We start from the raw sequence: 25914 nt of genomic DNA, 5'->3' as shown, positions 1-25914 counted from the left end.
CCCTTTCGGCCAGGCCGACGGTTACTCTCCCCGAAACACCGGCTTCCTTTTTTCACGAAATGCTTCCAACGCTTCCACCCGGTCTTTGGTGGGGATCAACACCTCATACGCTTTGGACTCCAGATCCAATCCGCTTTGCAGATCCAACCCGACTCCCCGGTCGATGGCATATTTCGCCTGATACACCGCCAGCGGGGCGTTGGAAAGCATCTCACCGGCCAAGGAACGGCACAGCTTAAACAGATGATCGCGGTTTTCGGCAACCCCGTTTAATATGCCATATTCCTCCGCATCGTTTGCCGTGATTTTCCGGGCGGTCAAGATCAGTTCCTTGGCCCTGGCCAGGCCGGTCAACCGCGTCAGCCGCTGTGTTCCGCCGGCTCCCGGAATGATCCCCAGACTGACCTCGGTCAGTCCCATCCTGGCTTCCTGTACGGCAAACCGGAAATCACATGCCAGTGCCAACTCAAACCCTCCGCCAAAAGCATGTCCGTTGATGGCGGCAATGGTGGGTTGCGGAAGCCTCTCCAGTGCCGAAAACACCTCCCGGATTTTTTTCACATTGCGGCGGACTTGCTGTTCATTCAGGGTTCTCCGCTCTTTCAAATCCGCTCCGGCGCAAAACGCTTTTCCTTCTCCGGTCACGATGACGGCCCGGGTTTCTTTGAGATCCTGTTCCAGTTCGCCAATCACTTCCCCGAGCCGAACCAAGGTGGAGTAATCCAAGGCATTCATCCGGTCCGGGCGGTTCAGCCGGATGATCCCCAAATAGCCTTCTTTCTCCAGCAATACCGTTTCTTTTCCCATCATGCATGGCTCCTTGAGTGAAAATTTTCATTCATGTTTGGGCTGGATGCGGGCATACGTGCCAACCGCGACCGCCACCAGCTTTCTGTCACCGGTCCTGACCCGGGCTTCCATCACGATGATCTTCAATCCCCTTTTGATCACCTTGGCCTCGGCAATCAAACGGTCGCCTCTTGCCGGTGCAAGGTAATTGATTTTGCTTTCCACCGTGACGCATTGTTGCAAACCGTTGACAGGCGGAGCCGCCCCGTGCCCCATAGCGACATCAGCCAACGTGGCCGTCACGCCGCCATGCACCACGCCCTCCATGCTGTTGTAAAATTCCGGGCGGATTTTTAAAGATGCCGTGCATCCTTCTTCATCCAACTGCTCGATCTCAATGCCAAGGGCATGGTTAAAACGATTGATCACCGTTTCGTTTGTGGAATGCTCACTTACATTTTTCATCTCAAACCACCTGTCCGCATCATTTCGGTAGCGCTTTCAAACAACGATACACGAACCGATCTGAATACTATGAATTCATGTTGGAGGGACGCCAACCGCATGCACACACGGTTGACATCATGCCGCCTGTTACACCACCTCGGCAAAATGCATTTGCACCAGTTTGCCGGCAAACGTCATCAAATCTTTGCCAGCCGCTTTTCCTTCCGGGGATGCCAGTGCCGCATTCAACGCCTCTTTGGTTTCAAAATACATTTCGGCCATCAAATACAGGTCACTCTTCCCGGCCGGAGAACCGTAAATTTTATTCACTTCCAGTTTGATAAGCCCCGGCATCTTTTCAGCCAACGGAGCATGGACATTGTAATAATGCTCGTCAAATTTCTCCTTGTCTTCCGGCTGACGGTAAATCGCAATTAATTTTACCATTTTGAATTTTCACTCCCCTTAATGTTTTGGGTTATTCTCCATATAACATAATTTAATATAACGTTATAAAAACGTTGCTCTAAAATTAAGTATAAACTTTCAGTCTCTTTTCAGTCAATTAGTTTTTTCTTTCATTTTAGAATATTCACTTCAATCATCCTTTTCTTTCAGCCGATTAACCACTTTTTGCAGCGTTTCATCCGGCTCCGGTTTCGGATGGTTATGACCCAACTTCATCTTGTCTTGTTCGCCCTGTTCCTCCTTTGCTAGAGTGAAAGAAGACTATTAAAGGAGCGATTTGATGCGAATTCGATTTGTGTTTGAGATCCCGGCGGAAACATCACTTCCTTACCATTATCCATATGCCCTGATGAGTTACTTTTACCACGCCGTCAGGATGGCGGATCCGGATCTGGCTGAGTGGTTGCATCAGGAAGGCATCCCCTATGAAGGACGAAAATACAAGCCGTTCGTTTTTTCCCCCCTCGCTTTTGACCATTGCCGGAAATCCCCCGGACAAATGCGGGTACAGGGAAAAGCGACATGGAAAGTGGATTCGATTCATCCTCCCTTGTTGCAAGCACTCTGCCAAGGCATCCAAGCACTCAACCATTTACAACTGTTTTCACACCGTTTTCCTTTGCACTCGATTCATTTTGAGGAACGGCCCCGTTTCGAATCTGTCATGAATTATCGTTGTTTGGGGCCAGTGGTGTTTCCTGTCCGCAAAGAAGGGAAGTTGGTGTTTTGCCATCCGCTGGAAAGCGATTTTTATGACCAAATTCGAACATCCCTCCATCGTTGGGCCAAATTGAAATGGGGAGTGGATGACTCCAACCCGGCTCCCATTCGCATCCGTTTGCTGAATCCCGGACACTTTCGCCTTGAACAAGCTGCCACTTTGATCGACATCAAAGGAAAAAAGACCAAAGGATACCAAATGCCTCTGCAAATCCATGCATCCCCCCGTATTCAGGAAGTGGCAATGGAAGCGGGAATCGGGAGTTATACCAATCAAGGCTTTGGCATGTTGGAACCCCTGTCCTGATCGTAAACGGGATTTTCAACAAACCGGCCATAACCATTGGAAGTTTTGGCCCGAGCCCGAGCCGCAAACCCTGTATGCGCCGGTTTTCATTAGGAATAAGAATCGATCGGATCAACACCCTTTCGGTAGTAATCACCCTAAAGGACATTGATGATATATGTGATAAAAGGTGAATCCATTTTCTGTCGGATGCGGGTTGCCCAAACCGACAGCCAGCCGGCTGGTCAGTTTCATATATAATATGGAGCAAAAAATAAAAAACCAGGGGCGTTTTCCCCTGGTTTCATTCTCTGATTTCAACTTGCTTTTGCTTCCTGATGGCTGACCGGCACGGCTTTTAAGCGCGGAAAGCGGAACAGGATGGACAATACGGCGCAAACGGCGATCAAAGCCGGATAATAGGAATAAGCCAAGATGCTGACCGGCGAGATGGAAGCAATCCCTGCAGCAAGCAACATTTGCGGCCCGTACGGGATCAGTCCCTGTACACTGCAGGAAAAGATGTCCAACAAGCTGGCCGATTTCCGTCCGTCAATTCCGTATTGGTCCGAAATCTCTTTGGCGAGCGGTCCGGTCATGATGATGGAGATGGTGTTGTTGGCCACGCACAGGTTGGTCAAACTCACCAGACCGGCAATGCCGAACTGCGCCCCTGTTTTCGTCCGCACTTTGCTCGTCAACAAATTTAACAAAAACTGAATGCCCCCGTAATGCCGGATCAATTCCACCATCCCGCCGATCAACAGCACCAGGATCGACAAGGATTGCATGCCGGTGATCCCTTCTTCGGCATGTTTCACCAAGGAAAGCCATGTGTAGCTTCCCTCAAACAGTCCGATGGCTCCAGCAAAAACAATGCCCAAGATCAAAACGATCAATACATGAACCCCGAGCAAGGCCGTAATCAACACGGCGATATAAGGCAGTGTCTGGAGAATGGAGAAGTCTTGACCGCCGGCCACACTGCCTTGTCCGCCCCCCGTGAAAAAGAAGAGAATCGCTGCGGTCAAGATGGCGGCGGGCAACACAATCAAAAAGTTGGCTTTAAATTTGTCTTTCATCCGGATCTTTTGGGTACTGACCGCTGCAATCGTGGTGTCGGAGATAAAGGACAAGTTATCCCCGAACATGGCTCCCCCGATCACCACCGCCATGGACAAGGCCGGTGCAATGTCCGCCTGTTGGCTGATTCCGACCCCGATCGGCGCGAGTGCCACGATCGTTCCCATCGATGTTCCCATCGCCAACGAAATGAAGCAGGCGATCACGAACAGTCCGACCATCAACCAATTGGCCGGCAAAAGGTTCAGGGCCATGTTGACCGTGGAATCCACGGCGCCCATGCCTTTGGCCACTGCCGAAAAGGCACCGGACAACAAAAAGATCAAGATCATCATGATGATATCCGGATGGCCGGCTCCACGAAAATAGTGTTGCAATTTCGATGCCAACGACTCTTTGCGGTGCATGCACAAGGCCAACACCGATGCAATCATCACGGCAATGATGGCCGGCATTTTGGTGAAATCACCGGTATAAGCCCCCACACCAATAAACAAGATCAAAAACACGGCAAAAGGCAATAAAGCCCATGGATTTTCTCTGTTTTCCAATCGTCTCTCCCCTTTATTAAAAGAAAAGACCTCTTCGATGCATACGAAGAGGTCTTCTGTCTCCATGTTATTGAAAACCTCTTCTTATCTTCCAAGCTTCAAAACGCTTGCTGGAATTGGCACAGTACTCCGAAGAGCCCGTTGCCGAGGTTTCATCGGGCCAGTCCCTCCACCTCTCTGGATAAGAAGATCGGGTGTTGGATTTCGATGTCATGAATGATCTTTTGACATCATAATACGCAATCCTTTGTTTGTCAATTGATTGGATGCTTAAAAAATATGGAAAACAGCCGGCTGGATTCGCCGGCTGTTTTCTGCCATTTATCATTTAATTGAGCCCTAACTGTGACTTCAGTTCGCTCTGTTGTTTTTTCAATTGTTTCCACTCTTCGTAAAGATCATATTGTGCCAAAAATTCATGTCTTTCTTTTGCCAGCAAGTATTCTTGTTGAACGGAATAGAGACGCTCTTCCAGTGCTTTTAACTGTTCGATCATGCGAAGCACCTCAATTCTTTTCATTTGGTTTGACGAGAGTCAACAAATTATTACCCGTTATTCAATATATTAAACCCAAAATTTTGTCTAAATTACCAAAGGGTTTGTCTGATTGAAAGAAAAAAAGGAAACATCCCGGCAAAAAGCTGACAAAAAACAGAGGACAAGGTCAAAAACCGATGTTGACCTGCGTCGAATTTTTGATAGAATGAAAACCTGACCCATCACAGATTGATAAACCGAAGGGAGTAAACGGGTATGTCCATGCAACCACAATATATGCCGTCTTTTCTGGAAGAATTCCGCTCCATGAAGCTCGAGATGATGATTCGTGACCTGCATAAATTGAGCCATGAAGAATTGATCTATATCAAAAAAGAAATTGATGAGATCCTTCATTCCGTCAAAGAGTAGGATGGATTGCAATGAGCCAGCCAACAGAGAAGCTGTTGATCGAAACCTACAAGCACATTAACGAATCGCGCAATTTAATCGAGCAACTCATTAATCAACTCGGGCAAGAACAACCGTTTATCCACCATCTGCCCGACGACATTCAACATCTTATTCGTGTTGCTTTGGAATTATCACCCGATCAGCGAAAAACCTTGCGTTTGTTTCTTGAATCTTTAAAACAAGAATGACCCCAGCTATTACTTTGAAAAGTAATTACTGGGGTCATTTTTTGGAATTGTCTGTTCAAACATGTTGATCCGGATAAAGAAGTTGGAAGATCTTGCGGGACAAAACCGATGAACGAAAATACCGGTACATTTTGGCCGCATCGACAGCGGAAAACAATCCGGTTCCGGGAACCACCCATTCTTCATCGCGAAAGCGGATATAATCATGTTCCTTCAGTTTTTCCAACACTTCACGGCACCGTCCGGCACTTCCCAAATAGTTTTCAAATATATTGATAAACCGTTTGATATGTACCGCGTCTGACTCATTTTCTTCTCTTAAATCCGGATCCAGCTTCGGGTAAATCAATAACCCCCAAAAAATCACCAATGCGGCACGTTCGGTTTCATTCCAATGGCGATGGGGGAGTTCCTGGTCGCTTAAATCTCGTTGGGTTTTGATTCTATGACGTGAAAATAAAAGAGAACTGATTTCTTGAATCGACAACAGTGTCATTACTCCGCCCCTTTCATCGTTCATATCAACCTATTCTTTTTCTCTCTTAATAAGGGTTATGGGCAAAATTCCCAGTTTTCATACCTCCGTCGCCAAGAAAATGATTTTATTATATAATTTCAGATGGATTTCCTTAAATTTTCTGGTCTGTGAACGAAAAAACAAGCCCGGTTCCTTGTTAAACATTAATAATTACCCTTGCTTATAAAATGGGCAGTGGAAAAGATTACGGCTTTTCTGTTATATTTATAAGTAAAGATTTTAAGGAAAATTATCTTCGGAAGGAGTTTGCACCGAATGTTTTTTGAAACAAAAAAAGGGAAATATACCGAAGAAGAAAACGAGTTGATTATAAAAACAATGAATAAAGGTTTAAAAGAAGGTAAAAAAGAACGGGAAATTCTAAAAGAACTGTCTGAACAATTAAAACGCGGATATTCCGGAGTGATGTCACACGTAAGAAAGCTGAGGTCGGAATATCCAGATCGTTTTCACTCTTTAGAAAATTCGCCGGACGGCGGGAACCGCCTGAACAGCTGGGAAAAAGAAGAAGAAGAATTGGTCATTGAAACCGTCAATGAATATTTGGAAGAAGGAAAGTCCCTCTCTGCCGCGATCAGCGAACTGGAAAAGAAACTTTCCCGTACCCAGGGAGCCATCTACCAACGGATTTATACCTTAAGGCGAAAACATCCCGAAAAATTCAAACACCTTCCCGTGCAAAGACCCCGGCGCCGCCGGCAATTGCATGATTGGCCGTTTCATCCGTCACTGCAACAGGTGAACCAGTCCTTTCCCGTCCCATCCAAGGATCTTTCCGGAACCAATCAACAATTGACATCTGCTTTTCATCAAATGCATACATATCAACAATCTTTAATCACTCCTTCCGATGACAGGACGGATCATGCATCATCTCTGACACCAGAAGAAGAGCTGGTCTTAAAAGCTTTTGAAAAAAAATACGGGCGCCCCAACAATGAAGCGAAATCCAAATTACTCTCTCTCATGCGTACATACGGGACCACCCGGGTTTCGGTGGCCATGTTCACCTTGACGGAAGACAAAGCTTTTCCCAGCCATATTATCGAGTTTTTGGAAAAACACCTGATCAATCACAAGTTCTTGTAAAAAGAAAAAGCACGAACCCGCACCGGTCCGTGCTTTTACTTATACCTGGCCTTTCAATTTCACCGGAATGCTTGCATTGATGATGGTCGTTCGTTCTTTGGATTGCGGAACCACCACCACTTGTCCGACCACATCGTAACCAAAATCATCGCATAACTCGATCAGCCGTGCGCGAAACTCTTTGAGCTTTTGTTCGTTGATGTCCGATCGTTGATAGCTGAGCACCAATGACAACCGATCATCTGCCGTCATGGCCGTTGGTTCATCCTTATCCCGATTAAACATGTTCAAAAAAGCCATCCTTGTCACCTCAAATTTCATTAAGCGATATGAAACAACCTCTTGATCCTGGTGATAATCGTGGAAGACTCCAATTCCAAAAACGGCACTTCTTCTCCGATCAACCGGCGGGCAATGTTGGCAAACGCTTTCCCGGCCAACGATTTGTGATCCAAAATAACCGGCTCCCCGGTGTTGGAAGAACGGATGATGCGTTTGTCCTCCGGAACAATGCCCAAAAGATTGATGGCGAGATGGCTTTGTACCCGTTCCACGCTCAACATGTCCCCGTCTCTGACCATTCCGGGTTGCACCCGGTTCACGATCAAGTCGATTTGCCGGATGTTCGCCGACTCCAACAAACCAATGACCCGGTCCGAATCCCTGACAGATGGAATCTCCGGATTGACAACAAGAATGGCCCGGTCCGCGGAAGCGATCGCGTTGCGGAATCCTCCTTCGATCCCTGCCGGTGAGTCGATCAAAATATAGTCAAATTCGTTCCGCAACTCATTCACAAGCGCTTGAACCTGTTCAGGTGAAACCTCTTCCTTGTACCTGGTTTGCGCCGCGGGCAACAACGCGAGCTGATTGTACTCTTTATGGCGAACCAGGGACTGGCGCAATTTGCTTACCCCTTCGATCACATCGACCAGATCATAGACGATCCGGTTTTCCAAACCCAGCATCAAGTCCAGCTTGCGCAATCCGATATCGGTATCCACCAGGCAAACTTTATAACCCAACTGAGCCAAACCCAATCCCAGTGAAGCAACGGTCGTCGACTTGCCGACGCCTCCTTTGCCGCTTGTCACTGTAATCGCCACAGACCTGTGGTTCATCATCGATTCCCCTTTCTCGCCCTCATATGTACTCCGCTTCAACTTTTCTCCCCACTTATCCTTTTCTATCCATTAAAATTATCGAACCAATCCGATCCTTTTTTTGTCGAAGAAAGTCTGTCAATGCCACCGGATCTACAATATTCTCCATTTATTGTAGCAAAACTGTAAGAATAAAAAAAGTAAGAAATCAGCTTCTTGGCAAAAAATGTCTCTGCCGATTTCCTACTTTTGGAATCAGTTGGCTAATTCAGTTCTTTTCCCTGTTCAAACCGTTCGAGTTCCTTTGATAAAAAACGCCAAACAAACAAGACGGCCGCCATGTCATCGATATATCCCACCATCGGCAACCAGTCAAAGATCACATCGGTCGGCAGGATGAAATAAAGAAGGGCCGCTCCCACCAACCCTTTTTTCTTCATACTGACGCCGGGATCGCGGAAATAATGGTACATGACCTTCAACTTGTGAATCAATGCCTGAATTCCGCCGACACTTTCCACTTTGCGGTTGAACTGGTCAATGATCTTTTTTTCTCCCTCTTTTGTCATTGCTTCTTTTTTTAACACCTGAAGCATGGCGATGATTTTATTTTTTTGCTTCATGGATGCTCCTCTCCTCAATAGAAGCGTTTTTGGCAATGGGGGCAGCTTTGGTCATCGGGAGCGATTTGGCGGGCACAAAAAGGGCAGATGTAAATTACGGAAGACACCAATGCTTCCGGTTTCCCCCCCTCCGCCTCGTCCGATGCCAAATCCAAAGGAACCCGTTCGGCTTCCTTGCGGGAAACAATCTCCTTTTTCTTTAACTCTTCCAGCTCTTTGGTCAACGCTTCGAGCCGTTTTTGCTGATCCCGGATCGATTCCAAAGAAAGGACAATGCTGTCCGTCAATTCGAGATTCCCATGTTCCTCCCAGTGGCGATAGACTTGCCATCCCAGTTTGCTGACCTCGTGTTCGATATCTTCTTTTTTCCCTTTTATCCGAAGTGTTAAGCGACTCATCTCCAACATTTTTTGAGATTTTTGGCCGGCCGTCTCCACACTTTTCTCCAGTTTTTCCTTCAAATCCTGAAAAAAGTTCAACAGAATCTCTCCTCACAAAAAATCATCATTGCTTTATCTATTGTATGGAAGAGAGGCGGAAAGAAACAAGCCAAAACCTCCAAATTCGTTTTTTTGTCAGGCCGATTTGGCCGCCTTGCGGGAATGGGGATCCCGGACTTTCTTGCGCATCACCGCATTAAACCAAAAAGCATTCAGGATCAAAATGAGGCCGGTCACCGGAAAAACGCCACGGATACCAAACCATCCTGACATGGCGCCGTAGCAGATGGGACCGAGCAAATTGCCGATGCTGTTGGCACTGGTGTAAAAACCGTATGCGGTGCTTTCTTTTCCCGGGGGCGAAAAACGGCGGATCAATGTGTTCAGCGAAGGCAACAATCCTCCGACGCAAAGCCCCAACAAGAAACGGAGAATCAACAGCTGCCAAATGTTGGTGACCGCCATATGCGGGATAAACAGCAGTCCGGAAGCAATCAAAGCCATAAAAAGAACACGGTCTGACCCGTAACGGTCGGCGGTTCTGCCCAATATCGGGGAAGACAGCATGTTGGAAACGCCTGTCATCGCCGTCACCAATCCGGCAAAAAAGGCGACGTGCCCGTGCGCTCCCAATTCATCCACAAACAAAGACATCAGCGGTGTCGGGCCGACATTGGCAAATTGCAACAACAAACCGACTCCGAAAAGAAGCAGCAACGTGCGCTGATTCAGCACAAAAAGACCGTCCTTCAAAACCGATTGTTTCGGCTGGACGGAAGGATCCGGTTTTTTCTCTTCCTTGACCGCAAACAAAACCACCAACGACGCAGTCAGCAACATGGCAGACGTGAGAATGAAGTTATTCCGGTATCCGACCAACTCGGCCAAAACCCCGCCCATAAAGGGACCGATGATGGATCCTGCGGTTGCCCCGGCTTGCAACATCCCCAACACATAACCGCTTTTTTCTTTCGGGGAGTTGGTCGCCATCAATGAAATCGAGGCCGGAATAAACCCGGAAACCATCCCGTTTAAGAGGCGAAGGAAAAAAAGCTGCCAATGGGATGTGGCCAGACTCATGAGAAAGATGGCAACCGACATGCCAAACCCGGAACGCAAGATCATCATTTTTCTGCCGTACCGGTCAGCCAGATTCCCCCAGATCGGCTGGACAATAATCTGGGACAAAAAGTTGATCCCAAAAATCAAGCCAGCCCATAATTGGACTTGCTTGGGATCCGTCATGCCCAGTTCTTTCAAATAAAGCGGAAGAAATGGCATGATCATGGTCATCGATCCTAAAACCAAAAACTGCGACACCATCAAAATATACATGTTTCGCTTCCAGACCGGCATCTTCTCTTACTCCTTCCGACATGGTAAATTTCGAAATACGAAATAACAGACAACAAAAAAACTGTCACTGGATGTGACAGAAATGAAAGTATGGACATCATGATTTATGAAAGTCAAGGCAAATGTTCCTTCTTTGCGATCTTTCAACGCGTTTTACAAACGGTAATTGCTCAATGCGGTGGATGACCTGATCCGCAGATTTTTCATCAATGTAAAGGTAAACGTACTTTAATCGTTTGGAAATGTAATGAATGTTTCCCATGCGACCCAACGAACGGGCTGACTTCAGATCATTGACCCAAACAGCCAAACCTAATCTTTCCGCAATATTCATGCTTGGTAACTCCTTTTCTTCGGAACGTGTCCGGAGGGCGCCATTGTTTGGATAAAAAAACAGCCTAATATCATGTTAACACTCTGTTAACAATTATTCAATGCGCGAAATACACCAAATATAAACAAGGCAGAGAAAAACCCAAAGGCGCTTTCTCTGCCGGCTCGTTCTATTTCAACAAGGGATAAAATCAAGAGGAAGAGTGGCTTGCACATCCGCCGCAACCTTTGGCCCCGATTGGGAAAACCGGATCATTGCCCGGCACCTTCACGGATTCGGACACGGCATGTGCGATGGTCCTGGAGACTTCATGCAACAGCCGGTCCAGTTGTTCCTCGGCCAACAAATACGAATGGATGGCCGGGTGTTTCCGTAATTTCTCCTGCCACTTCACCGCCTTTTCCTTGGCCTCGTGATAATTGGGATGAAAGATGCCAAACCGCTGGGCTTCTTCAAACTGATCCTTCACTTTGTGGAATTCCCGGATCAATTTTTGCGCTTCCTGATCTTCACTCAGCCGTCGTTTGGTCCGCAGGTACTCTTCGACTTCCGGCGATTCGTTGATTTTATCCGCCAATTGATATGCTTCAAGCAGTATGGTCGCCATGTCCAGTGTTTCCATGAACACCCCTCCTCCTTTTTATTGTAATGGATTTTCCCGCGATACAGAAGGAGAGGGCAACATCTGGAAAGCTTCCACTTCACCCAAATGAATGTTTTTTCGCTCGGTTCCAACCAGCGCCTCCATCATCCATTTGCCATTTTCATAACGCAAATGTTCCGGGTACACTTCCATTTTTCGCCCCTGATGCTCCATGAAAAGCGGCAATCCGTGAGAAATGCTTTGCCGGACCATTTCCCTGGCCATGTTGATTCCATATGGTCTGAGCCCGGAAAACCAAGCCTTGGGCAAAGGAACAGGCTCCGGTTTCGGAACTTCGACCCGGCAATCCCGGATGCCCTCAAAATCGGTTTCCAGGTTTTCGGCTTTACCAGACCATTCCTTTTTTTCCATGATGGCTTCCCGGTTCTGCTGTTTCAGCCAGGCCCTGACTTTCCCTGGTGTTTCTTTGATAAAATACTCGGACCCGTTCAGTTTTTTGACTTCCCAGCCGGCCTCTTCCAACCGCTCCGGCCAATCTTTTGCCACGTCATCGTTTTCGATTTTCAGGCACGTCCATGTTGACAGGGTGACGGCACCGATTCTTTTTTTGAGATCAAGGAGCCTTTCCGTAACAGAAGACGGAACTTCCCCCGCCCATGCTTCCAGTTTTTCCAGAATCTTGTCCACCGTCCGTCCGTATTGGAGCCCTCTGACCAATGACCTTTCGTTGATCTCGTACACAAGCATGTAATCCCCGCCCATAAAATCCGCCCACAAGGAAAGTTCATGACGCTTTTCCCACGGAAAATGAAACGGGACATAAACTTCCGGTGCTGGATCGACATAGACCGGCATTTCGCCTGGATCCACCCACTCCCTGGGGGGATAAGACATCCATCGGAAACAAGTTTCTCCTTTTTCCGTCCTGCCCGACTCCAACCAGCCCATGCAAGCCATCGGGGTGATAAACCCCTCTTGCAACCGTTTGATGAATTGAAACGGCATCTTCAGCGGCACCTCCGTTTTAAGACGGCGCCAGAATTGTTCCAATCCCCACCACGTTCCGGCCGGCAATTGTTCCAAAATCAAGCAGAATCCGTCCAGCTCCGGGTGATCTTTCAAAAGGACATGGCGAACGGCATCATACAATTGGCCGACACTTTTTGGCCAAGGGGTGGAAAGCCAGCTTTTCCACCTTGTTTGATGAACGGCAACATGTTTTTTGGTCTCTGTGACCAATCCGAGCAAACGGGCGGTTTCCAGCAGAAAACCGGACCAGCCGGGCCAGGATGCATGAACGTCGTCCAAATCCAACTCGACATCCATTTTTTTCAGATCTTTTTTGGAGAGATGGCCGGTCCGATTCAACAGCCAAGGTTCATGGCTTAACGATGTCAAAAAGTGAAAAAAGGCCTGGCTTGCTTTCAAAGGATTGGATTGGACAGGAATGACGCGTTCTTCATCCAATGGGCGAAGAGACTGAGCGACAGAAATGGACCGGGCCCAGGCCACCCGGATCTCCCAAGGCACATAATACATCCGCTCCATATGCCGGTTCCGCAGGCAATAAATCCATCCCCGCCCGCAAGCCGCATCCAGCAGATGCTGATATTCCACTTTGGAAAGTGGCAGGTTTTTTTCCTGATGCAGGGCTTGTTTTTTTATTTTTCCCTTCTTCAAAAAGACCGACCAAAACCACCGGTACGTTTTTCGGTCCATCTTTTGCAGGCAATCCTGATAATAAGCGGGATCGGTCAGTTTCTGTTCCATCGCAGCCAATGACTCTTCTTGAAGATCCAGCGCGTTTGCAATCTGTTTTCGTTCCGCGTCGGATAAGGAAGTCAAACAATACCGGAGCTCTCTCACCCGCATCATTATGTTCCCCCCCACTTTACGACGAAATAGTTGTACCCTTTTTCCCGCAAAAAGGTTTGGCGTTGCCATGCATATTCCTGATCCACGGTGTCCTGGGTGACCAGCTGATAAAAATAAGCTTTTTGTCCGTTTGCTTTCGGCCGTAAAATCCGCCCCAAACGTTGGGCCTCTTCCTGGCGGGAACCAAACGTTCCGGACACTTGAACGGCCACTTTCGCATCCGGCAGGTCGATCGCCATATTCGCCACCTTGGAAACAAATAAAACAGAGATTTCCTTTTTCCGAAACTTCCTGTACCACTCTTCCCGTTCCGGTTGCGGGGTGGAACCGGTGATGAGCGGGGCGTCAAAACGCTCCGCCAAAGCTTTCAGTTGATCCACATACTGGCCGATCACCAAAATTTGCTCGCCCTGATGTTTTTTTAAGATCTCTTGCAAGACCTCCTGTTTCAGCGGATTTTCCGCGGCCAGGCGGTACCGGTGGCGTTTTTCGGCGGTTTGGTAAACCTCTTTCAGTGAGTCGGAAAGCGGAACACGCACCTCATGGCAAACCGCTTCCGAGATCCATCCCCCTTCCTCCATCTCTTTCCACCGGGAAGCATAAATCACCGGCCCGATGAGCGAAAATACATCCTTTTCCCGACCGTCTTCCCGGATCAATGCCGCTGTCAACCCGAGCCTCCTTTTGGCTTGCAAGCCGGCGGTGACCCGAAAAACCGGTGCCGGCAACAAATGCACTTCATCATAAATGATCAGTCCCCAATCTCTTTTCGAAAAAAGGTGCATATGCAAAAATGCACCCGTTTTTCCGTCTCTTTTGGTCAACATTTGGTACGTGGTGACCGTGACCGGGGCGATGTTTTTCGTTAAAGATGTATACTCTCCGATCCATTCTTCCGGCAAGTCGGTTTTCTCTTTCAATTCGCGGATCCATTGTCGGCAGGAGGTGACATTCGGGGTCAGAATCAGCGTCTCTTTTTGAATCTTTTCCATAATGCCAAGGCCCACCACGGTTTTTCCCGAGCCGCACGGCAACAGGATCACCCCGCTTGTCCGCCAGCTTTGCTCCGGATGGCAAAAAGCATCCACCGCTTGTTGTTGGTATTGACGCAATCCGGGAAAAGAAGGGTGGGTTTTCAAGCGCAGGGAAAGCTGTGCTCCTTCGGAAGAGCCGATGGCATCCAAAGGCGGATAACCCCAATCAACACATTTCTTTTTCAGCAATCCCCGATATTCCATCGGAATCACAAGGGTATTTTTGTTCTTTTGAAGAATACATTTCATAATCTCCGACAATTGTTTGATGCGTCGAATGATCTTTTCTTCCGGGCACATCAAAAGAAACGTCTCTTTGCTGTCTTTCTCAAACCGGATCAAACCAAAACGTTTCATTTCCGTTTTTATTTTTTGCACCAGTCCGGAAGAAAGCGGAAATTTGGCATGTTGTCGAAGCCACATCACGAGGCTGTCCGGATCGGATCCGTCGGCGGCGGCTTGCCACAGGGAGCATTCATCCCAACGGTACGTGTACAAAACATCCGTTTCTTTGACACACCGGGCAAACTGATCCAGTTTTTGAATCACATCCTGAATTCCCGGAGCCCGTTTTTCTGCGAGAATGATCCCATTGTCCCTGACGATCAATGGTTTGAAAGCCAACCCTTTTCACCTCCTGTCCCCGAATTGGTGACCGGTTGAAAGAATGTTGAAACTCCCGGTCATAAAAAAACGTCTATCCCATAAAAGCAATTGTGGGGTGAAAAACCAATGCACACTTTCAAATCCATTGTCTCCGTTTTTATTTTTTGTTTGCTGGCCGGTTGCTCAACCTTCGGTCAAGAATCTGACACGGGAGGAACGGTCATGGAAGAAATCCCTTTTCAAGTCGTCTCTTTGGAACAGGTGCCGTCTCAACTTCAAAACCAAGCTCAAGAATCGCTGCAATCCCCCGGGGAATCCATCCGTCTGCTTTCAGCCGACTCCAAAAAATATGTCATTTTAGGTTTGGGAGAAAAGCCGACGGCGGGCTATAAAATTGACGTGAAAAAAGTGGAGCAAAAGGGCAACAAACTGGTGGTTCATGCGCAAAAACACGAACCGTCCAAGGATTCTTTCCAAGCGCAGGTGATCACTTATCCTGCCGTTATTATTGTCACAGAACCCAAAAATCATGTGGAACACGCCGAAGTTCATTGGCTTTAAATCAAACGGAGCCTGTCAAATCATTTTGACAAGCTCCGTTTTTTCTTATTGTTTCGGTTCTTTGACCCGTTCCGGACTCCGGTCGGGAGCGTGCGGTTCTTCTCTTCTTTCGGGTTCCGGATCCCGGGGCGTCATGATTTCCGGTTGTCGGGGCTGAGCAATTTCCGGTTCGCGAATCACATCCGGCATTCTCATGATTTCCATTCCCTCCTTCTGTCCGTAGTGTGTCCGTATCGTTTGGTTTTCAATGATCTTGTTTTTTCCAAAAAAAATTCCCTTTGCATAAAACAAAGGGAAAACCCGGTCGGGTCACTTTTCTTCCTTCTCGTTTTTTTCCTGATTCTGATAAGCCCGGAACCAAGGGGATTCCGGGGATTCGGGCGATTCCCAGGCCCGGGGGTTGTTCCGGCGCGGCCTTTGCCATTGCCACTGATATCCTTGGTCATCTGGTGGAAACATAGGATATGACATCCCGGATTGAGGAGGCGGACCATAAGCTCCTCCATACGGAGGGTTGGAGGGGTATGAGTAACCCGGCATATATCCGCCGTAACGGCCTCCTCCGCAGCCGCAACCGGTGCCCGGGGGATAAACCGGGAACGGGTAATAGGGACTGCCATAACCATGTCTGAACGGAGGGTAAAACATAGGGTACATATTGAACTTCCTCCTTTTTTGTCACGTCAGTTTCAATTTATGTAAACACAAGCTTGGCTTATGACAAGGGGAAATCCATCATGGATCATCAACCAATCGGACAAAAAGATTTAAAGCAACTGTTGACTTACTTGCAAAACCTGGATCAAACGGGTTTTCGGGCCATGATCCAAAAATTGCATTCGTATGATCTGGCCCGCCTGTTTTTCCAATTGAGCAATATTTATCAAAGGCGCCTGCTCACCCTGTTGCAGCCGGAAGAAATCGCCCTTCTCATGGAAGAATTGGACCTTCAGGAACAAAAGGAAGTCCTTGCCGCATTGGGTCAAAAAAAAGCTGCGCAAGTACTCGACCACATGCCCAACGACGATGCCGCCGATCTGCTCAGCGAACTGGAATTGTCCCAATCCACTTTGCTTTTAAAAGAGATGAAAACAGTGGAAGCCGATCAGGTTCGGGCATTGCTGCATTATCCGGAAGACACGGCCGGAGGATTGATGACCAATGCATACGTCCAAATCTTCTCCCACTATACAGTGGAAGAAACATTGCGTTTTTTGCGGGAAATCGCCCCTGCTGCCGAAACGATTTATTATTTGTATGTGACCGATGTCCGCCACCGGCTGATCGGCGTTCTTTCCTTGCGGGACCTTTTGATCCGTGAACCCCACGAAAAAATCGACCGGATCATGAATGAACGGGTCATTTCAGTTCCAGTTGACATGGATCAGGAAGAAGTGGCGCGGATCCTGAGCCGATATGATTTTCTGGCCCTGCCCGTGGTGGATCAAAACAAAAAACTGGTGGGCATTGTCACCGTGGATGATATTATCGACGTCCTGATCGAAGAAGCCCGGGAAGATTTGGAACAACTGTCAGCCGTCCAACCGACGGACTTTGTAGATCCCTTTGATTCCGCCCGCAAGCGGATTCCCTGGCTGATCATCTTACTCGGAATCGGCATCCTCACCGCCAATCTAATCGGCTTGTTTGAAAGCACCATTGAAGTCCTTCCCGTTTTGACGCTCTTTATGCCGATGGTCGCCGGGATGACCGGAAATGCAGCGACGCAATCGCTGGCTTTGACCATCCGGGCCCTGTCCAAGGATCAACCCGCCCCGGATCACTTCCGGAAATTCATCCGTCAGGAAGGGATTGCCGGTGTGATCATCGGCTTGATATGCAGTGTTTTTATCACCTTGGCGATCGGAATTTGGAAAAGTTTTCAGCTGGGGTTGGTCGTCGGGCTTTCCCTTTTCTTCACCCTGATCTTGGGAACCATGGTCGGCACCTTCGTCCCCCTGATTTTGGAGAAATTCGGCATAGACCCGACAACCGCTTCCGGCCCTTTGATCACCACCTTAAACGATGTCTTTTCCCTGATGATTTACTTCGGGTTCGCCACCCTTTTTCTGCAATACCTCATGTGATCTCACAATGCGCGGACCAATCCTCTTCCGGTCCAGGGATCCGGACCTGCCGGCGGCAAATCAATGGCTCGCTGAAAAACCATTTTTTTGAGCTCGTTCGCATCCATCCGCGGATAAGCCGCCCGGTAAATGGCCAAAACCCCGCTGACATGGGCGGCGGCCATGGATGTCCCGCTTAAGATCGCAAACCGGCGTAACGAGTAGGTACTCAATATTTGCGATCCCGGTGCGGCCAAATCCACCTTTCCCGTCGCGGAGTAAGGTTCGCGCCCGTTATTCCGGTTCAATGCCGCCACCGAAATCACCGGGGCCAACCGCGCCGGAACCGAAACGGTGTCGCCCGTCCCCGCCGGCGTTCCGGTGTTTCCGGCTGCAGCCACCACCAGAATCCCGCGTTTGACCGCCGCTTGAAGAACATAATCCAACAGAGGCGTGGTCAACTTTCCCCCGCTGATACTGATGTTTAAAATATGCATGCGGTTGGCAATCGCCCATTCCACACCGCGAATCAAATTGGAAATCGTCCCTTTTCCCGATGCATTGAGTACTTTGATGGCATAAAGCGAAACCTTCGGAGCCACTCCCACCACACCGTAATGATTGTTCAATGCACCGATGATGCCGGCAATGTGTGTTCCGTGACCGTTTTCATCCATCGGCGGCAGAGAAGGAGACAGAATGTTGACTCCTCCTTTCACATTGGAAGCCAGATCGGGATGATGAAAATCAATCCCCGTGTCAATGACACCGACCCGGACGCCCGATCCGCTGTTTAAACGGCGTTTTCCGATCACGCGGGCGATATTCCACGTCAACACCTGTTGATTCATCATCTTGTGTTCGGGATAAGGCACGGCCGATGCTTTGATCACCTTGTTGACCTTATAATACGGGAGGGTTAACAACTGATCTTTGGCAATGCCGATCAATTCCGGACTATTGGCAATTTTCCGGGCCTGGTCGGGATGTTTGAATGACACAATCACCGCCGGCGTGTATTTTCCAACAAACAGGATGTTTCCTCCCGCGGCTTTGATTTTTTTCAAATGGGCAGGAGAGCGTAGCAACAAGTGATAGTTGGCACTCATAAAAAATCACCCCTTTGATTCTAGTTATGAATCGAGGGGTGATTTGGTATAGACGAGATTCATAGCGTTATAGTTTATTTTCCTTCTTCCCGGTCTTTGGTTCCGGAGGAAACCGGCCTGCTTTTTTCGCGGCTTGTTTTAAAATAAACTCGATCTGTGCATTCACACTGCGAAACTCATCCGCTGCCCATTTTTCCAAAGCCGAATAAAGTGCATGGTCGAGCCGGAGAAGGAAACGCTTTTTTTCTTTGCTCATGAGTACAGGGTGCCTGTATTGATCACAGGCTGGGATTCACTCTCCGAAACCAGCGCCACCATCAGATTATTGGCCATGGCCGCTTTTCTTTCTTCATCCAGTTGAACCACACCCTGTTTTTCCAAATGGGACAGCGTCATTTCAACCATACTCATGGCCCCTTCAACAATTTGCTTGCGTGCAGCAATGACTGCCTGCGCTTGCTGGCGGCGCAACATGGACTGGGCGATTTCCGGGGCATATGCCAAATGGCTGATCCGCGCTTCCAATACTTCCACCCCGGCAATCGCCAAACGTTTCCCCAATTCCTCCCGCAAATTCTCTGTCACATCGTCGGTGGCCGTACGCAGAGAGATTTCCGCATCGTCTTGGCGGTCATACGGATAACGGCTGGCAATGGCCCGGATGGCCGTTTCACTTTGCACCGCAACAAAAGAATCGAAATCTTCCACATCCAACAATGCTTTGGCTGAATCGACGACCCGCCAGACAATCACCGCTCCGATCAAAATCGGATTTCCGTCGGCATCATTCACTTTTAACTTATCGCTTTGGAAATTCCGGACGCGTAAAGAGATCTTTTTTTTGGCAGCAAACGGATTGAGCCAGAAAAACCCGTCTTCCCGGACACTGCCCACATATTTCCCAAAAAACAGCAAGACACGCGCTTCGTTCGGCTGAATGAGGGTGTACCCCGGCAAAGTGACGAAAAACAGAATCAACAAAATGACACCAAGCAAATGGCCTGCCAAAACCAACACTGCTCCGGCAACCAGTAATACCAAGTGAACCAAAAGCATCAAAAATCCATTCACTTTCCAGGTAACAACTTCCCGTGATTGATTCATACCTTCACCTCGAAATTGATTTGTTATCTAAATGATATCATTATGATAAATAAAAAACCCCCCCTTTTTAAGAGATGGTTTTGCTCATTTCCCCAGGATTCTGAAGAGGACTTTGCTTGGCCGACTGGATGAATAACCGGGCCAACTCATCATAACCCGTTTGGTTGGGATGCACTTCATCGGCAAAATACTCTTTGCGGTTTAAAAACGATGGATACGGATCCACCATATTCACTCGGAACCGCTTGCACAAACCCGAATACGCCCGGTTCAACATCTGGACAAAGAGCTGCGCCTGCTCGATCCCCATCTCATATGCCGGCAACGGAATGTAAAATCCCAACAGATAAACGGTCAACCGAGGATTTTGCCGCCGGATCAATGAAAGGATTTGCCGGACATTTCTTTGCACCATGCGGGAAGATTTCAGGATTTCCCCGACGGTCAGCTTTCCTTTTTCAAACAGCTCGATAAAATCGCATCCCCCCGTGGTCACAGTCAAGTGGGTCAAACGCGGGAGGAGTCGTTGGAAAGCCGAATGTTGCACCAGCTGCAACAACTCGGTGGAAGTCATTCCCGAAATCCCCCAATTACGGAAGTGGCAGTGATCGGAATGCCTTAAATAACGGAAAAGCTGGGCCACGAAATGTTGTTGGGGACTGTTTGCCCCGATTCCTTCCGTCAACGAATCCCCGATGGCCAAATAAGAAACGGCGGCTGGTGGTTCATTATGCATCAAGACCCTCCCTTCTCATTTCGCCTTTCAAATGAAACGGCATGGGCAATGCAAGGAATCGCTTCGCCTTGCTGATAAGAAACCGGACTGAGCAAGGCTCCGGTCGCCACCACCAGGATCCGGTCATACACTCCTTCTTCCATCGCCTTCAATAAATGACCGTAAGTCACCACCGCACTGCTGGCACACCCGCTTCCCCCGGCAAAGGTTTGCTGATCCTGGGTATAAATCATCAAACCGCAGTCTTTGAATTTGGCTCCCATGTTGTAACCGTCATTCTCCAACAGTTCCCTGGCTATGGGTAATCCCACACTGGCCAGATCCCCGGTGACGATCAAATCATAATCATCCGCCGTCCGGCCTGTGTCTTTAAAATGGGTTTGAATCGTTTTGGCCGCGGCCGGGGCCATGGCTGATCCCATGTCAAACGGATTTTTCACACCCAAATCCGTCACCTTGCCAATGGTCGCATAGCGAATCCCGATTGTTCCCTTTCCTTTCCCGACAACACAAGCTCCGGCGCCGGTGACCGTCCATTGAGCCGTATCCGGTTTTTGGCCTCCGTATTCCGTCGGATAACGGTATTGCCTTTCGGCCGTGCAGTTATGGCTGCTGACACCGGCCACGGCATAATCGGCATATCCCCCGTCCACCAAAGCAGCAGCCAATGACAACGAAAGCATGGAAGTGGAACAGGCGCCGTACACTCCCAGCAGGGGAATTTGGTTTGTTTTGGCGGAAAAGGAAGCAGAAATGTTTTGGTTTAACAAATCGCCTGCCACATAGAAATTGATTTGCTCCGGGGTCAGGTTTGCTTTTTCAATGGCGATTTGCACTGCGTCTTCCAACATTTTGCGCTCGGCTTTTTCCCATGTCTCTTCTCCCATGTATAAATCGGAATACACCTTGTCATAACGATCCTTCAACAGCCCTTCGCCTTCCATGGGGCCTGCCGTAGCTGCACTGGAAAGCACACACAGGTCTTCGGAAAAGCTCCATGTACTCTGTCCGATTAATTTACTTTGTTTCAATTCCATCTCCCCCGATCATTTGATCCAATGAAAGAAAAAGTAGTGAATGATGCCGATGAAAAACGCCGCAACGGTTCCAAAGACAATCACCGAACCGGCCAGTTTGAACATGTTTCCGCCGACTCCCAGCACAAACCCTTCGGAACGGTGCTCCAAGGCGGCTGAAGCAATGGAATTGGCAAAGCCGGTCACCGGTACGGCCGTTCCCGCTCCTGCCCATTGACCGATCCGGTCATATACTCCCAACCCCGTCAACAAACAGGAAATAAAAACCAATGTGGCCACTGTTGGATTTCCGGCTTTCTCCGGCGGAAACCCAAACCACTTGACATACATTTGCGACAGCCCTTGGCCCAGCATGCAAATGGCTCCTCCGACCACAAATGCTTTCACACAGTTTTTCAGCACATTGGGCCGCGGTTGATGTTTTTTTGCCAGTTTTTGATACGCTTTTTGGGATTTTTTATCCACATTGGCTGACGAAATCTTTTCGCTCACGTTTTCTTCGCTCCTTTTTCAACCAGTATCTTCTTTTAGATTGCGGCCTTTTCGCCCACTTTATGCACCCGGATTCCCATGTAAAAAGCATGCAAAAAACCATGCCGCCGGCGTTTCACCGGCAACATGGCACAAACTCACTGGAGGTCATTGGATGCATTTGGATTGTGCGTTTCGGAGATTTCGTTCAAAGCCTGGCTGGCCTCATCCTGGAACTCCGGCTGAACCGCCAGATCCCCGATCGAAACAACTCCGACCACACGATTGTTTTCCACCACAGGCAAACGTCTCACTTGCGCTCTTGCCATCAATTCAGCGGCTTCATCCACCGTCATATCCGGTGTACCATAAACAAGATTGGTGGACATAATGTCGCTGACGGAACTGGAATTCGGCTTCTTGTCTGCAATTCCCCGTGTTACAAGGTCCCGGTCTGTAATCACGCCTTTTAACTCTCCGTTTTCCACAACCGGTATCATCCCGACATTGGAACCGCGCATTTTGTTTGCCACTTCATACACATTGTCCTGCGGCGACACAGCTTCAACGTTGGTCGACATGACTTCGCGTAAAGTATGCATCAGAATCCCCCCTTGGGTTATATCCTTTGCCAGGGAGGGACAACTCATTCCTGACACTGCCCGGGAATTTTCCCTATTTCCTCCAATTCCAGCCCCATTTCCCTCAAGGCCGTCCGGGTCAATAATTCGGCCCCGATTTTCATGGCCCTTTCATCAAAATCAAACATCGGATGATGGTGCGGATACCGAAAATCCTGATCATTTCCCGCCCCGATAAAGCAAAAGGCGCCGGGACGTTCCTTCAGGTAATAACTGAAATCTTCACCAGCCATTAAAGGTTCCATTTCCTTCACGCAGGAAACTCCGTCAATCTTTCGCGCTTCGTCCATTAATTCCCGTGCGGGCCGGGACTCGTTGGAAACGGCGGGATACCCCCACTCATAGTAAAATTCGCAATCGGCCCCATACATGCGGCAAGTGGACTCAGTGACTTCTTTCATCCGGCGCACAATCAACCGGCGGACTTCTTCATTGAATGTGCGCACGGTGCCCTCCAACCGGCAATGTTCCGCAATCACATTGAAAGTTTGCCCCGCCTGGATCATTCCCACTGAAATCACTGCCGGTTCCAAGGGATTGACTTCCCTGCTGATAATGGATTGCAAATGAACCACCAAGTGAGCGGCAATTTGCACCGCATCAACGGATTCATGCGGCAATCCGGCATGGCCGCCCCGCCCTTTGATCTCAATCCGGAACGCATCCGCCGCCGCCATCAACACTCCCGGGCGGGACCCGACCGTGCCGAGGGGAAGAGGCGTCCACAAATGGGCCCCGTAAATCACATCCACTCCTTCCAACACCCCGGCTTCAATCATGGCTTTGGCTCCTCCGGGAACCAACTCTTCAGCCGGTTGAAAAAGAAACAAAACATTTCCGCGCAACTCTTCACGCAACTCTGACAACAAAGCGGCTGCTCCCATCAACATGGCCATGTGCCCGTCATGCCCGCAAGCATGCATCACTCCCGGAACGGTCGAGCGGTATTCGCACGTTTTCTCATCCTGAATCGGCAAAGCATCCATATCCGCGCGCAATGCGACCGTGGGCCCTTCTCCTTTTCCTTTGAGGAAACCGGTCACGCCGTACCCGCCGACTCCCGTTTTGACCTCCAGATTTAAACTTTTCAGATAGCCAGCCACCTTTTCGGATGTTTCCCGCTCTTGAAAAGAACGTTCAGGATATTGATGAAAATGCCGGCGCCACTTTTTCATGAGGGGAAAAAGACGGTCCAATCGTTCTTTCATCTGTCCTCTCGGCACTCCTCTCTTCCCTTTTTCGCTCCTCCTTTATGCCCCTTTGTCCGGTTGCTTTGTCAAAGCGTTCGTACTATGATAAAAAAGGATTGAATACGGTGCCAATACAAAGGAGGCGCACATGAATGATTTTTTATGACAGTAAAACCAAAGGGATCAAAAAAGAATTCGGCGAAATGGAAAAATTAATGAAAAAATTGGGATTTGTCCGCTGGTCCTGGGATTATGAACGGGTCACGTACGATTACAAATTGTCAGCCAATGGCGTGAGTTACTACCTGCGTCTGAGCGGAGATGTCGTGAACGATAAACGTTTGGAACACCCGAAAGCATTGCTGGAGCTGGGCACTCCCGTATTTTCCCGTCACTTCTTCCCGCACGGCCTGGATGACACTGCCGAAGTCCCGGAAGAATTAAAAGAAGAAGTCCAACAACTGCTGAATGATTTGGAAAAAGCTTTGCTGGAAGAGAAAAAATAAAGATTTGGACAAAAGAAGAGGGTGCTTTGGCTTCACCCTCTTTTTCAACGCAACTCCCCGTTACCGGCTTGGACAGCCGTTTCCTTTATATGGACGCCGTCCACTTTGACATTGACTTCAACCACATGTAAGCCCGTCATCGTTTCCACGGCTTCTTTCACATTTTGTTGGAGTTCCCGGCATACTTTGTGAATGGGTTGGCCATAGTCCACGATGACTCTTAAATCAATGGCCGCTTCCAAATTGCCCACTTCGACTTGCACGCCTTTGGTGATGTTCTTCCCGCTCACCCGTTTGGCGAACCCTTCAGCCATCCCGCCTGACATGCTGGCAATTCCATGGGTTTTGCCTGCCGCCAGTCCAGCAATCACGGCAACCACGTCGTCGGCAATCCGGATCGACCCTTGATTGGTTTCTTCAGCCACGCATCATCCCCCCTTGTCGTCAGAATGGCCCCCGGTTATAGTTTAGCACAACCGTCCGGCGGAAATCCGGTCAACTTACCTTATACCCGGCGATTTTCACCATGGTTTGCACCTGAGAATGGTTGAGATTCACCTTATAACCATAATATGTTTTATCTTCCATCTCAATTTCTACAGGAACAATAAATTTCCCTTTTAAAAGCTTCGTAAACAATTGGTTCGCTTCCATTTCGTCCAAGTGGAATTTACGCATAAAATCATTTTTGATCCACGTGCTTCCATAACTCTTTCCAATATTGTTGGGATCATGATACCATTCATAAATTTGCACCACCGCATTATGAATCAGGCGATCCAGCCGCGTCAGATTCTGAAATTCGTTAATATTCAAAAATTCAAAGAGATTGTGGGTTTGGTCACAAAACTCATGCAACTGAGCGGTTCGGGATAAACTTTCATCACAAAGGCAAAAAAGTTCAACCTGCTTTCCTCTCGACCACAAGCGGTCCAAAAGCGGGATCATGTCCTGATCCGCACTGACGATTACAAACGTGTTGATTTCGGGAATTTCATATAACACTTCCATGGCATCCAAACACAACTGAATGTCCGCCGCATTTTTCCGTTCCCGGCCGTTTCGCCCGTTCCCGTACACCTGATGGATGTGAACCCGTTTTTTTTGCAGGCTCATCATGGACAAATCCAATTGCTCAAAATCCGCATATGCTTCCATGAGGCGGATGGCATCCCGTCCGTAATGTTCTTGCAGACGCAAAAATAAATTATGAGTCTCATCCGGGTGATCCGGGTCCATATGATACTTTTTGAGTCCGTAATACACATTTTCCAGATCAATAAATATCGCTATGTCCTTGGACACGGGAGTCATCGAACGTCCCTCCCTTCATAAAATGGAGTATGTTCAATTATTTCGATTTTTTACAGAGATTTCCTGCCATAAACTTTCGAAATCGTCTTACAG

Annotated in this window: 34 protein-coding genes and 1 riboswitch; of the genes, 7 read left to right on the top strand and 27 right to left on the bottom strand. The window is 48.5% G+C overall.

What is annotated here, in order from left to right; translation table 11 throughout:
• Positions 1-21 precede the first annotated feature (21 nt).
• The 3 genes from ATH33_RS04950 to ATH33_RS04940 form a co-directional block, all read right to left on the bottom strand.
• Positions 22-807, bottom strand: coding sequence for an enoyl-CoA hydratase-related protein (locus ATH33_RS04950; protein WP_037995562.1), 786 nt, complete (start codon positions 805-807; stop codon positions 22-24).
• 27 nt (positions 808-834) lie between these two features.
• Positions 835-1254, bottom strand: a complete 420-nt coding sequence (locus tag ATH33_RS04945; protein WP_049720439.1) for a PaaI family thioesterase — start codon at positions 1252-1254, stop codon at positions 835-837.
• Positions 1255-1383: 129 nt separating this feature from the next.
• Positions 1384-1683, bottom strand: a complete 300-nt coding sequence (locus tag ATH33_RS04940; protein WP_037995564.1) for an EthD family reductase — start codon at positions 1681-1683, stop codon at positions 1384-1386.
• 301 nt (positions 1684-1984) lie between these two features.
• Between ATH33_RS04940 and cas6 the strand changes: the two genes are divergently transcribed.
• Positions 1985-2731 carry a CRISPR-associated endoribonuclease Cas6 gene (gene cas6, locus ATH33_RS04935; protein ID WP_062843104.1) on the top strand — a complete coding sequence of 249 codons (747 nt, stop codon included), beginning with the start codon at positions 1985-1987 and terminating at the stop codon, positions 2729-2731.
• A 296-nt stretch (positions 2732-3027) separates the two neighbouring features.
• On the opposite strand, the gene ATH33_RS04930 is transcribed toward cas6, so the two are convergent.
• Positions 3028-4344, bottom strand: a complete 1317-nt coding sequence (locus ATH33_RS04930; protein ID WP_242062473.1) for a Na+/H+ antiporter NhaC family protein — start codon at positions 4342-4344, stop codon at positions 3028-3030.
• A gap of 81 nt (positions 4345-4425) precedes the next feature.
• A riboswitch (SAM riboswitch) is annotated at positions 4426-4532 on the bottom strand.
• Between the two features lie 140 nt (positions 4533-4672).
• Complete coding sequence (locus ATH33_RS13565) at positions 4673-4840, bottom strand: hypothetical protein (RefSeq protein ID WP_156097735.1); 168 nt, start codon at positions 4838-4840, stop codon at positions 4673-4675.
• Positions 4841-5098: 258 nt separating this feature from the next.
• Here ATH33_RS13565 and ATH33_RS13560 point away from each other — a divergent pair, with 258 nt between their 5' ends.
• A complete protein-coding gene (locus ATH33_RS13560) occupies positions 5099-5254 on the top strand; it encodes a hypothetical protein (RefSeq protein ID WP_156097736.1) in 156 nt (51 codons plus the stop codon).
• Positions 5255-5265: 11 nt separating this feature from the next.
• Positions 5266-5484 (top strand): hypothetical protein, encoded by a 219-nt coding sequence (locus ATH33_RS04925; protein WP_037995567.1) that lies wholly within the window; start codon positions 5266-5268, stop codon positions 5482-5484.
• Between the two features lie 55 nt (positions 5485-5539).
• On the opposite strand, the gene ATH33_RS04920 is transcribed toward ATH33_RS04925, so the two are convergent.
• Positions 5540-5980, bottom strand: a complete 441-nt coding sequence (locus ATH33_RS04920) for a hypothetical protein (protein ID WP_037995568.1) — start codon at positions 5978-5980, stop codon at positions 5540-5542.
• Between the two features lie 297 nt (positions 5981-6277).
• On the opposite strand from ATH33_RS04920, the gene ATH33_RS04915 reads away from it, so the two are divergent.
• On the top strand, positions 6278-7111 hold the full coding sequence (locus ATH33_RS04915) for a hypothetical protein (protein ID WP_037995570.1): 834 nt from the start codon (positions 6278-6280) through the stop codon (positions 7109-7111).
• A gap of 39 nt (positions 7112-7150) precedes the next feature.
• Here ATH33_RS04915 and ATH33_RS04910 read toward each other — a convergent pair whose 3' ends face one another.
• The 9 genes from ATH33_RS04910 to ATH33_RS04870 all read right to left on the bottom strand — a co-directional run bounded on the left by ATH33_RS04910 (position 7151) and on the right by ATH33_RS04870 (position 15104).
• On the bottom strand, positions 7151-7402 hold the full coding sequence (locus ATH33_RS04910) for a cell division topological specificity factor MinE (RefSeq protein WP_131470915.1): 252 nt from the start codon (positions 7400-7402) through the stop codon (positions 7151-7153).
• A 29-nt stretch (positions 7403-7431) separates the two neighbouring features.
• A complete protein-coding gene (gene minD, locus ATH33_RS04905; protein ID WP_037995574.1) occupies positions 7432-8232 on the bottom strand; it encodes a septum site-determining protein MinD in 801 nt (266 codons plus the stop codon).
• 245 nt (positions 8233-8477) lie between these two features.
• Positions 8478-8837 (bottom strand): YkvA family protein, encoded by a 360-nt coding sequence (locus ATH33_RS04900; protein ID WP_049720443.1) that lies wholly within the window; start codon positions 8835-8837, stop codon positions 8478-8480.
• 14 nt (positions 8838-8851) lie between these two features.
• Positions 8852-9316: a zinc ribbon domain-containing protein gene (locus ATH33_RS04895; protein WP_037995575.1), complete on the bottom strand. Its 465-nt coding sequence runs from the start codon at positions 9314-9316 to the stop codon at positions 8852-8854.
• Between the two features lie 96 nt (positions 9317-9412).
• Positions 9413-10633, bottom strand: a complete 1221-nt coding sequence (locus ATH33_RS04890; RefSeq protein ID WP_037995576.1) for an MFS transporter — start codon at positions 10631-10633, stop codon at positions 9413-9415.
• A gap of 97 nt (positions 10634-10730) precedes the next feature.
• Positions 10731-10967: a YlbG family protein gene (locus ATH33_RS04885; RefSeq protein ID WP_037995578.1), complete on the bottom strand. Its 237-nt coding sequence runs from the start codon at positions 10965-10967 to the stop codon at positions 10731-10733.
• A 190-nt stretch (positions 10968-11157) separates the two neighbouring features.
• On the bottom strand, positions 11158-11589 hold the full coding sequence (locus tag ATH33_RS04880; protein ID WP_049720444.1) for a YlbF/YmcA family competence regulator: 432 nt from the start codon (positions 11587-11589) through the stop codon (positions 11158-11160).
• A gap of 18 nt (positions 11590-11607) precedes the next feature.
• A complete protein-coding gene (locus tag ATH33_RS04875; RefSeq protein ID WP_170151236.1) occupies positions 11608-13446 on the bottom strand; it encodes a helicase-associated domain-containing protein in 1839 nt (612 codons plus the stop codon).
• Complete coding sequence (locus ATH33_RS04870; protein ID WP_121874164.1) at positions 13446-15104, bottom strand: DNA repair helicase XPB; 1659 nt, start codon at positions 15102-15104, stop codon at positions 13446-13448. The genes ATH33_RS04875 and ATH33_RS04870 overlap by 1 nt, the downstream gene beginning before the upstream one ends.
• A gap of 204 nt (positions 15105-15308) precedes the next feature.
• Here ATH33_RS04870 and ATH33_RS04865 point away from each other — a divergent pair, with 204 nt between their 5' ends.
• On the top strand, positions 15309-15647 hold the full coding sequence (locus tag ATH33_RS04865; RefSeq protein WP_170151235.1) for a protease complex subunit PrcB family protein: 339 nt from the start codon (positions 15309-15311) through the stop codon (positions 15645-15647).
• Positions 15648-15692: 45 nt separating this feature from the next.
• On the opposite strand, the gene ATH33_RS13555 is transcribed toward ATH33_RS04865, so the two are convergent.
• Positions 15693-15842: a hypothetical protein gene (locus ATH33_RS13555; RefSeq protein WP_156097737.1), complete on the bottom strand. Its 150-nt coding sequence runs from the start codon at positions 15840-15842 to the stop codon at positions 15693-15695.
• A gap of 114 nt (positions 15843-15956) precedes the next feature.
• Positions 15957-16106, bottom strand: coding sequence for a hypothetical protein (locus tag ATH33_RS13550; RefSeq protein WP_156473329.1), 150 nt, complete (start codon positions 16104-16106; stop codon positions 15957-15959).
• A gap of 278 nt (positions 16107-16384) precedes the next feature.
• On the opposite strand from ATH33_RS13550, the gene mgtE reads away from it, so the two are divergent.
• Positions 16385-17734 carry a magnesium transporter gene (gene mgtE, locus ATH33_RS04850; RefSeq protein WP_037995589.1) on the top strand — a complete coding sequence of 450 codons (1350 nt, stop codon included), beginning with the start codon at positions 16385-16387 and terminating at the stop codon, positions 17732-17734.
• A gap of 2 nt (positions 17735-17736) precedes the next feature.
• Here the strand turns inward: mgtE and ATH33_RS04845 are convergent, their stop codons facing one another.
• From ATH33_RS04845 to ATH33_RS04810, 8 genes are all read right to left on the bottom strand, one after another.
• Entirely contained in the window at positions 17737-18822 is a 1086-nt protein-coding gene (locus ATH33_RS04845; RefSeq protein WP_049720448.1) for a S8 family peptidase, read from the bottom strand.
• A 67-nt stretch (positions 18823-18889) separates the two neighbouring features.
• Entirely contained in the window at positions 18890-19078 is a 189-nt protein-coding gene (locus ATH33_RS04840; RefSeq protein ID WP_037995590.1) for a type II toxin-antitoxin system antitoxin, read from the bottom strand.
• Positions 19075-19926, bottom strand: a complete 852-nt coding sequence (locus tag ATH33_RS04835) for an SPFH domain-containing protein (protein WP_037995592.1) — start codon at positions 19924-19926, stop codon at positions 19075-19077. The genes ATH33_RS04840 and ATH33_RS04835 overlap by 4 nt, the downstream gene beginning before the upstream one ends.
• A gap of 67 nt (positions 19927-19993) precedes the next feature.
• On the bottom strand, positions 19994-20662 hold the full coding sequence (locus ATH33_RS04830; RefSeq protein ID WP_037995593.1) for an SGNH/GDSL hydrolase family protein: 669 nt from the start codon (positions 20660-20662) through the stop codon (positions 19994-19996).
• A complete protein-coding gene (gene spoVAD / locus ATH33_RS04825; RefSeq protein ID WP_037995595.1) occupies positions 20662-21699 on the bottom strand; it encodes a stage V sporulation protein AD in 1038 nt (345 codons plus the stop codon). The genes ATH33_RS04830 and spoVAD overlap by 1 nt, the downstream gene beginning before the upstream one ends.
• A gap of 9 nt (positions 21700-21708) precedes the next feature.
• Positions 21709-22191 carry a stage V sporulation protein AC gene (spoVAC, locus tag ATH33_RS04820; protein WP_231564600.1) on the bottom strand — a complete coding sequence of 161 codons (483 nt, stop codon included), beginning with the start codon at positions 22189-22191 and terminating at the stop codon, positions 21709-21711.
• Between the two features lie 137 nt (positions 22192-22328).
• On the bottom strand, positions 22329-22772 hold the full coding sequence (locus ATH33_RS04815) for a CBS domain-containing protein (RefSeq protein ID WP_037995596.1): 444 nt from the start codon (positions 22770-22772) through the stop codon (positions 22329-22331).
• Positions 22773-22816: 44 nt separating this feature from the next.
• Positions 22817-24019, bottom strand: a complete 1203-nt coding sequence (locus ATH33_RS04810; protein ID WP_049720450.1) for a M20 metallopeptidase family protein — start codon at positions 24017-24019, stop codon at positions 22817-22819.
• 134 nt (positions 24020-24153) lie between these two features.
• On the opposite strand from ATH33_RS04810, the gene ATH33_RS04805 reads away from it, so the two are divergent.
• Entirely contained in the window at positions 24154-24507 is a 354-nt protein-coding gene (locus ATH33_RS04805) for a YugN family protein (protein ID WP_037995599.1), read from the top strand.
• A 44-nt stretch (positions 24508-24551) separates the two neighbouring features.
• On the opposite strand, the gene ATH33_RS04800 is transcribed toward ATH33_RS04805, so the two are convergent.
• Positions 24552-24932: an Asp23/Gls24 family envelope stress response protein gene (locus ATH33_RS04800; protein ID WP_037995602.1), complete on the bottom strand. Its 381-nt coding sequence runs from the start codon at positions 24930-24932 to the stop codon at positions 24552-24554.
• 70 nt (positions 24933-25002) lie between these two features.
• Positions 25003-25821, bottom strand: a complete 819-nt coding sequence (locus ATH33_RS04795; protein WP_049720451.1) for an NYN domain-containing protein — start codon at positions 25819-25821, stop codon at positions 25003-25005.
• Positions 25822-25914: the final 93 nt, after the last annotated feature.

Source organism: Thermoactinomyces vulgaris (assembly GCF_003688725.1).
Lineage (GTDB): Bacteria > Bacillota > Bacilli > Thermoactinomycetales > Thermoactinomycetaceae > Thermoactinomyces > Thermoactinomyces vulgaris.
This window is presented reverse-complemented; position numbering and strand designations above follow the sequence as displayed.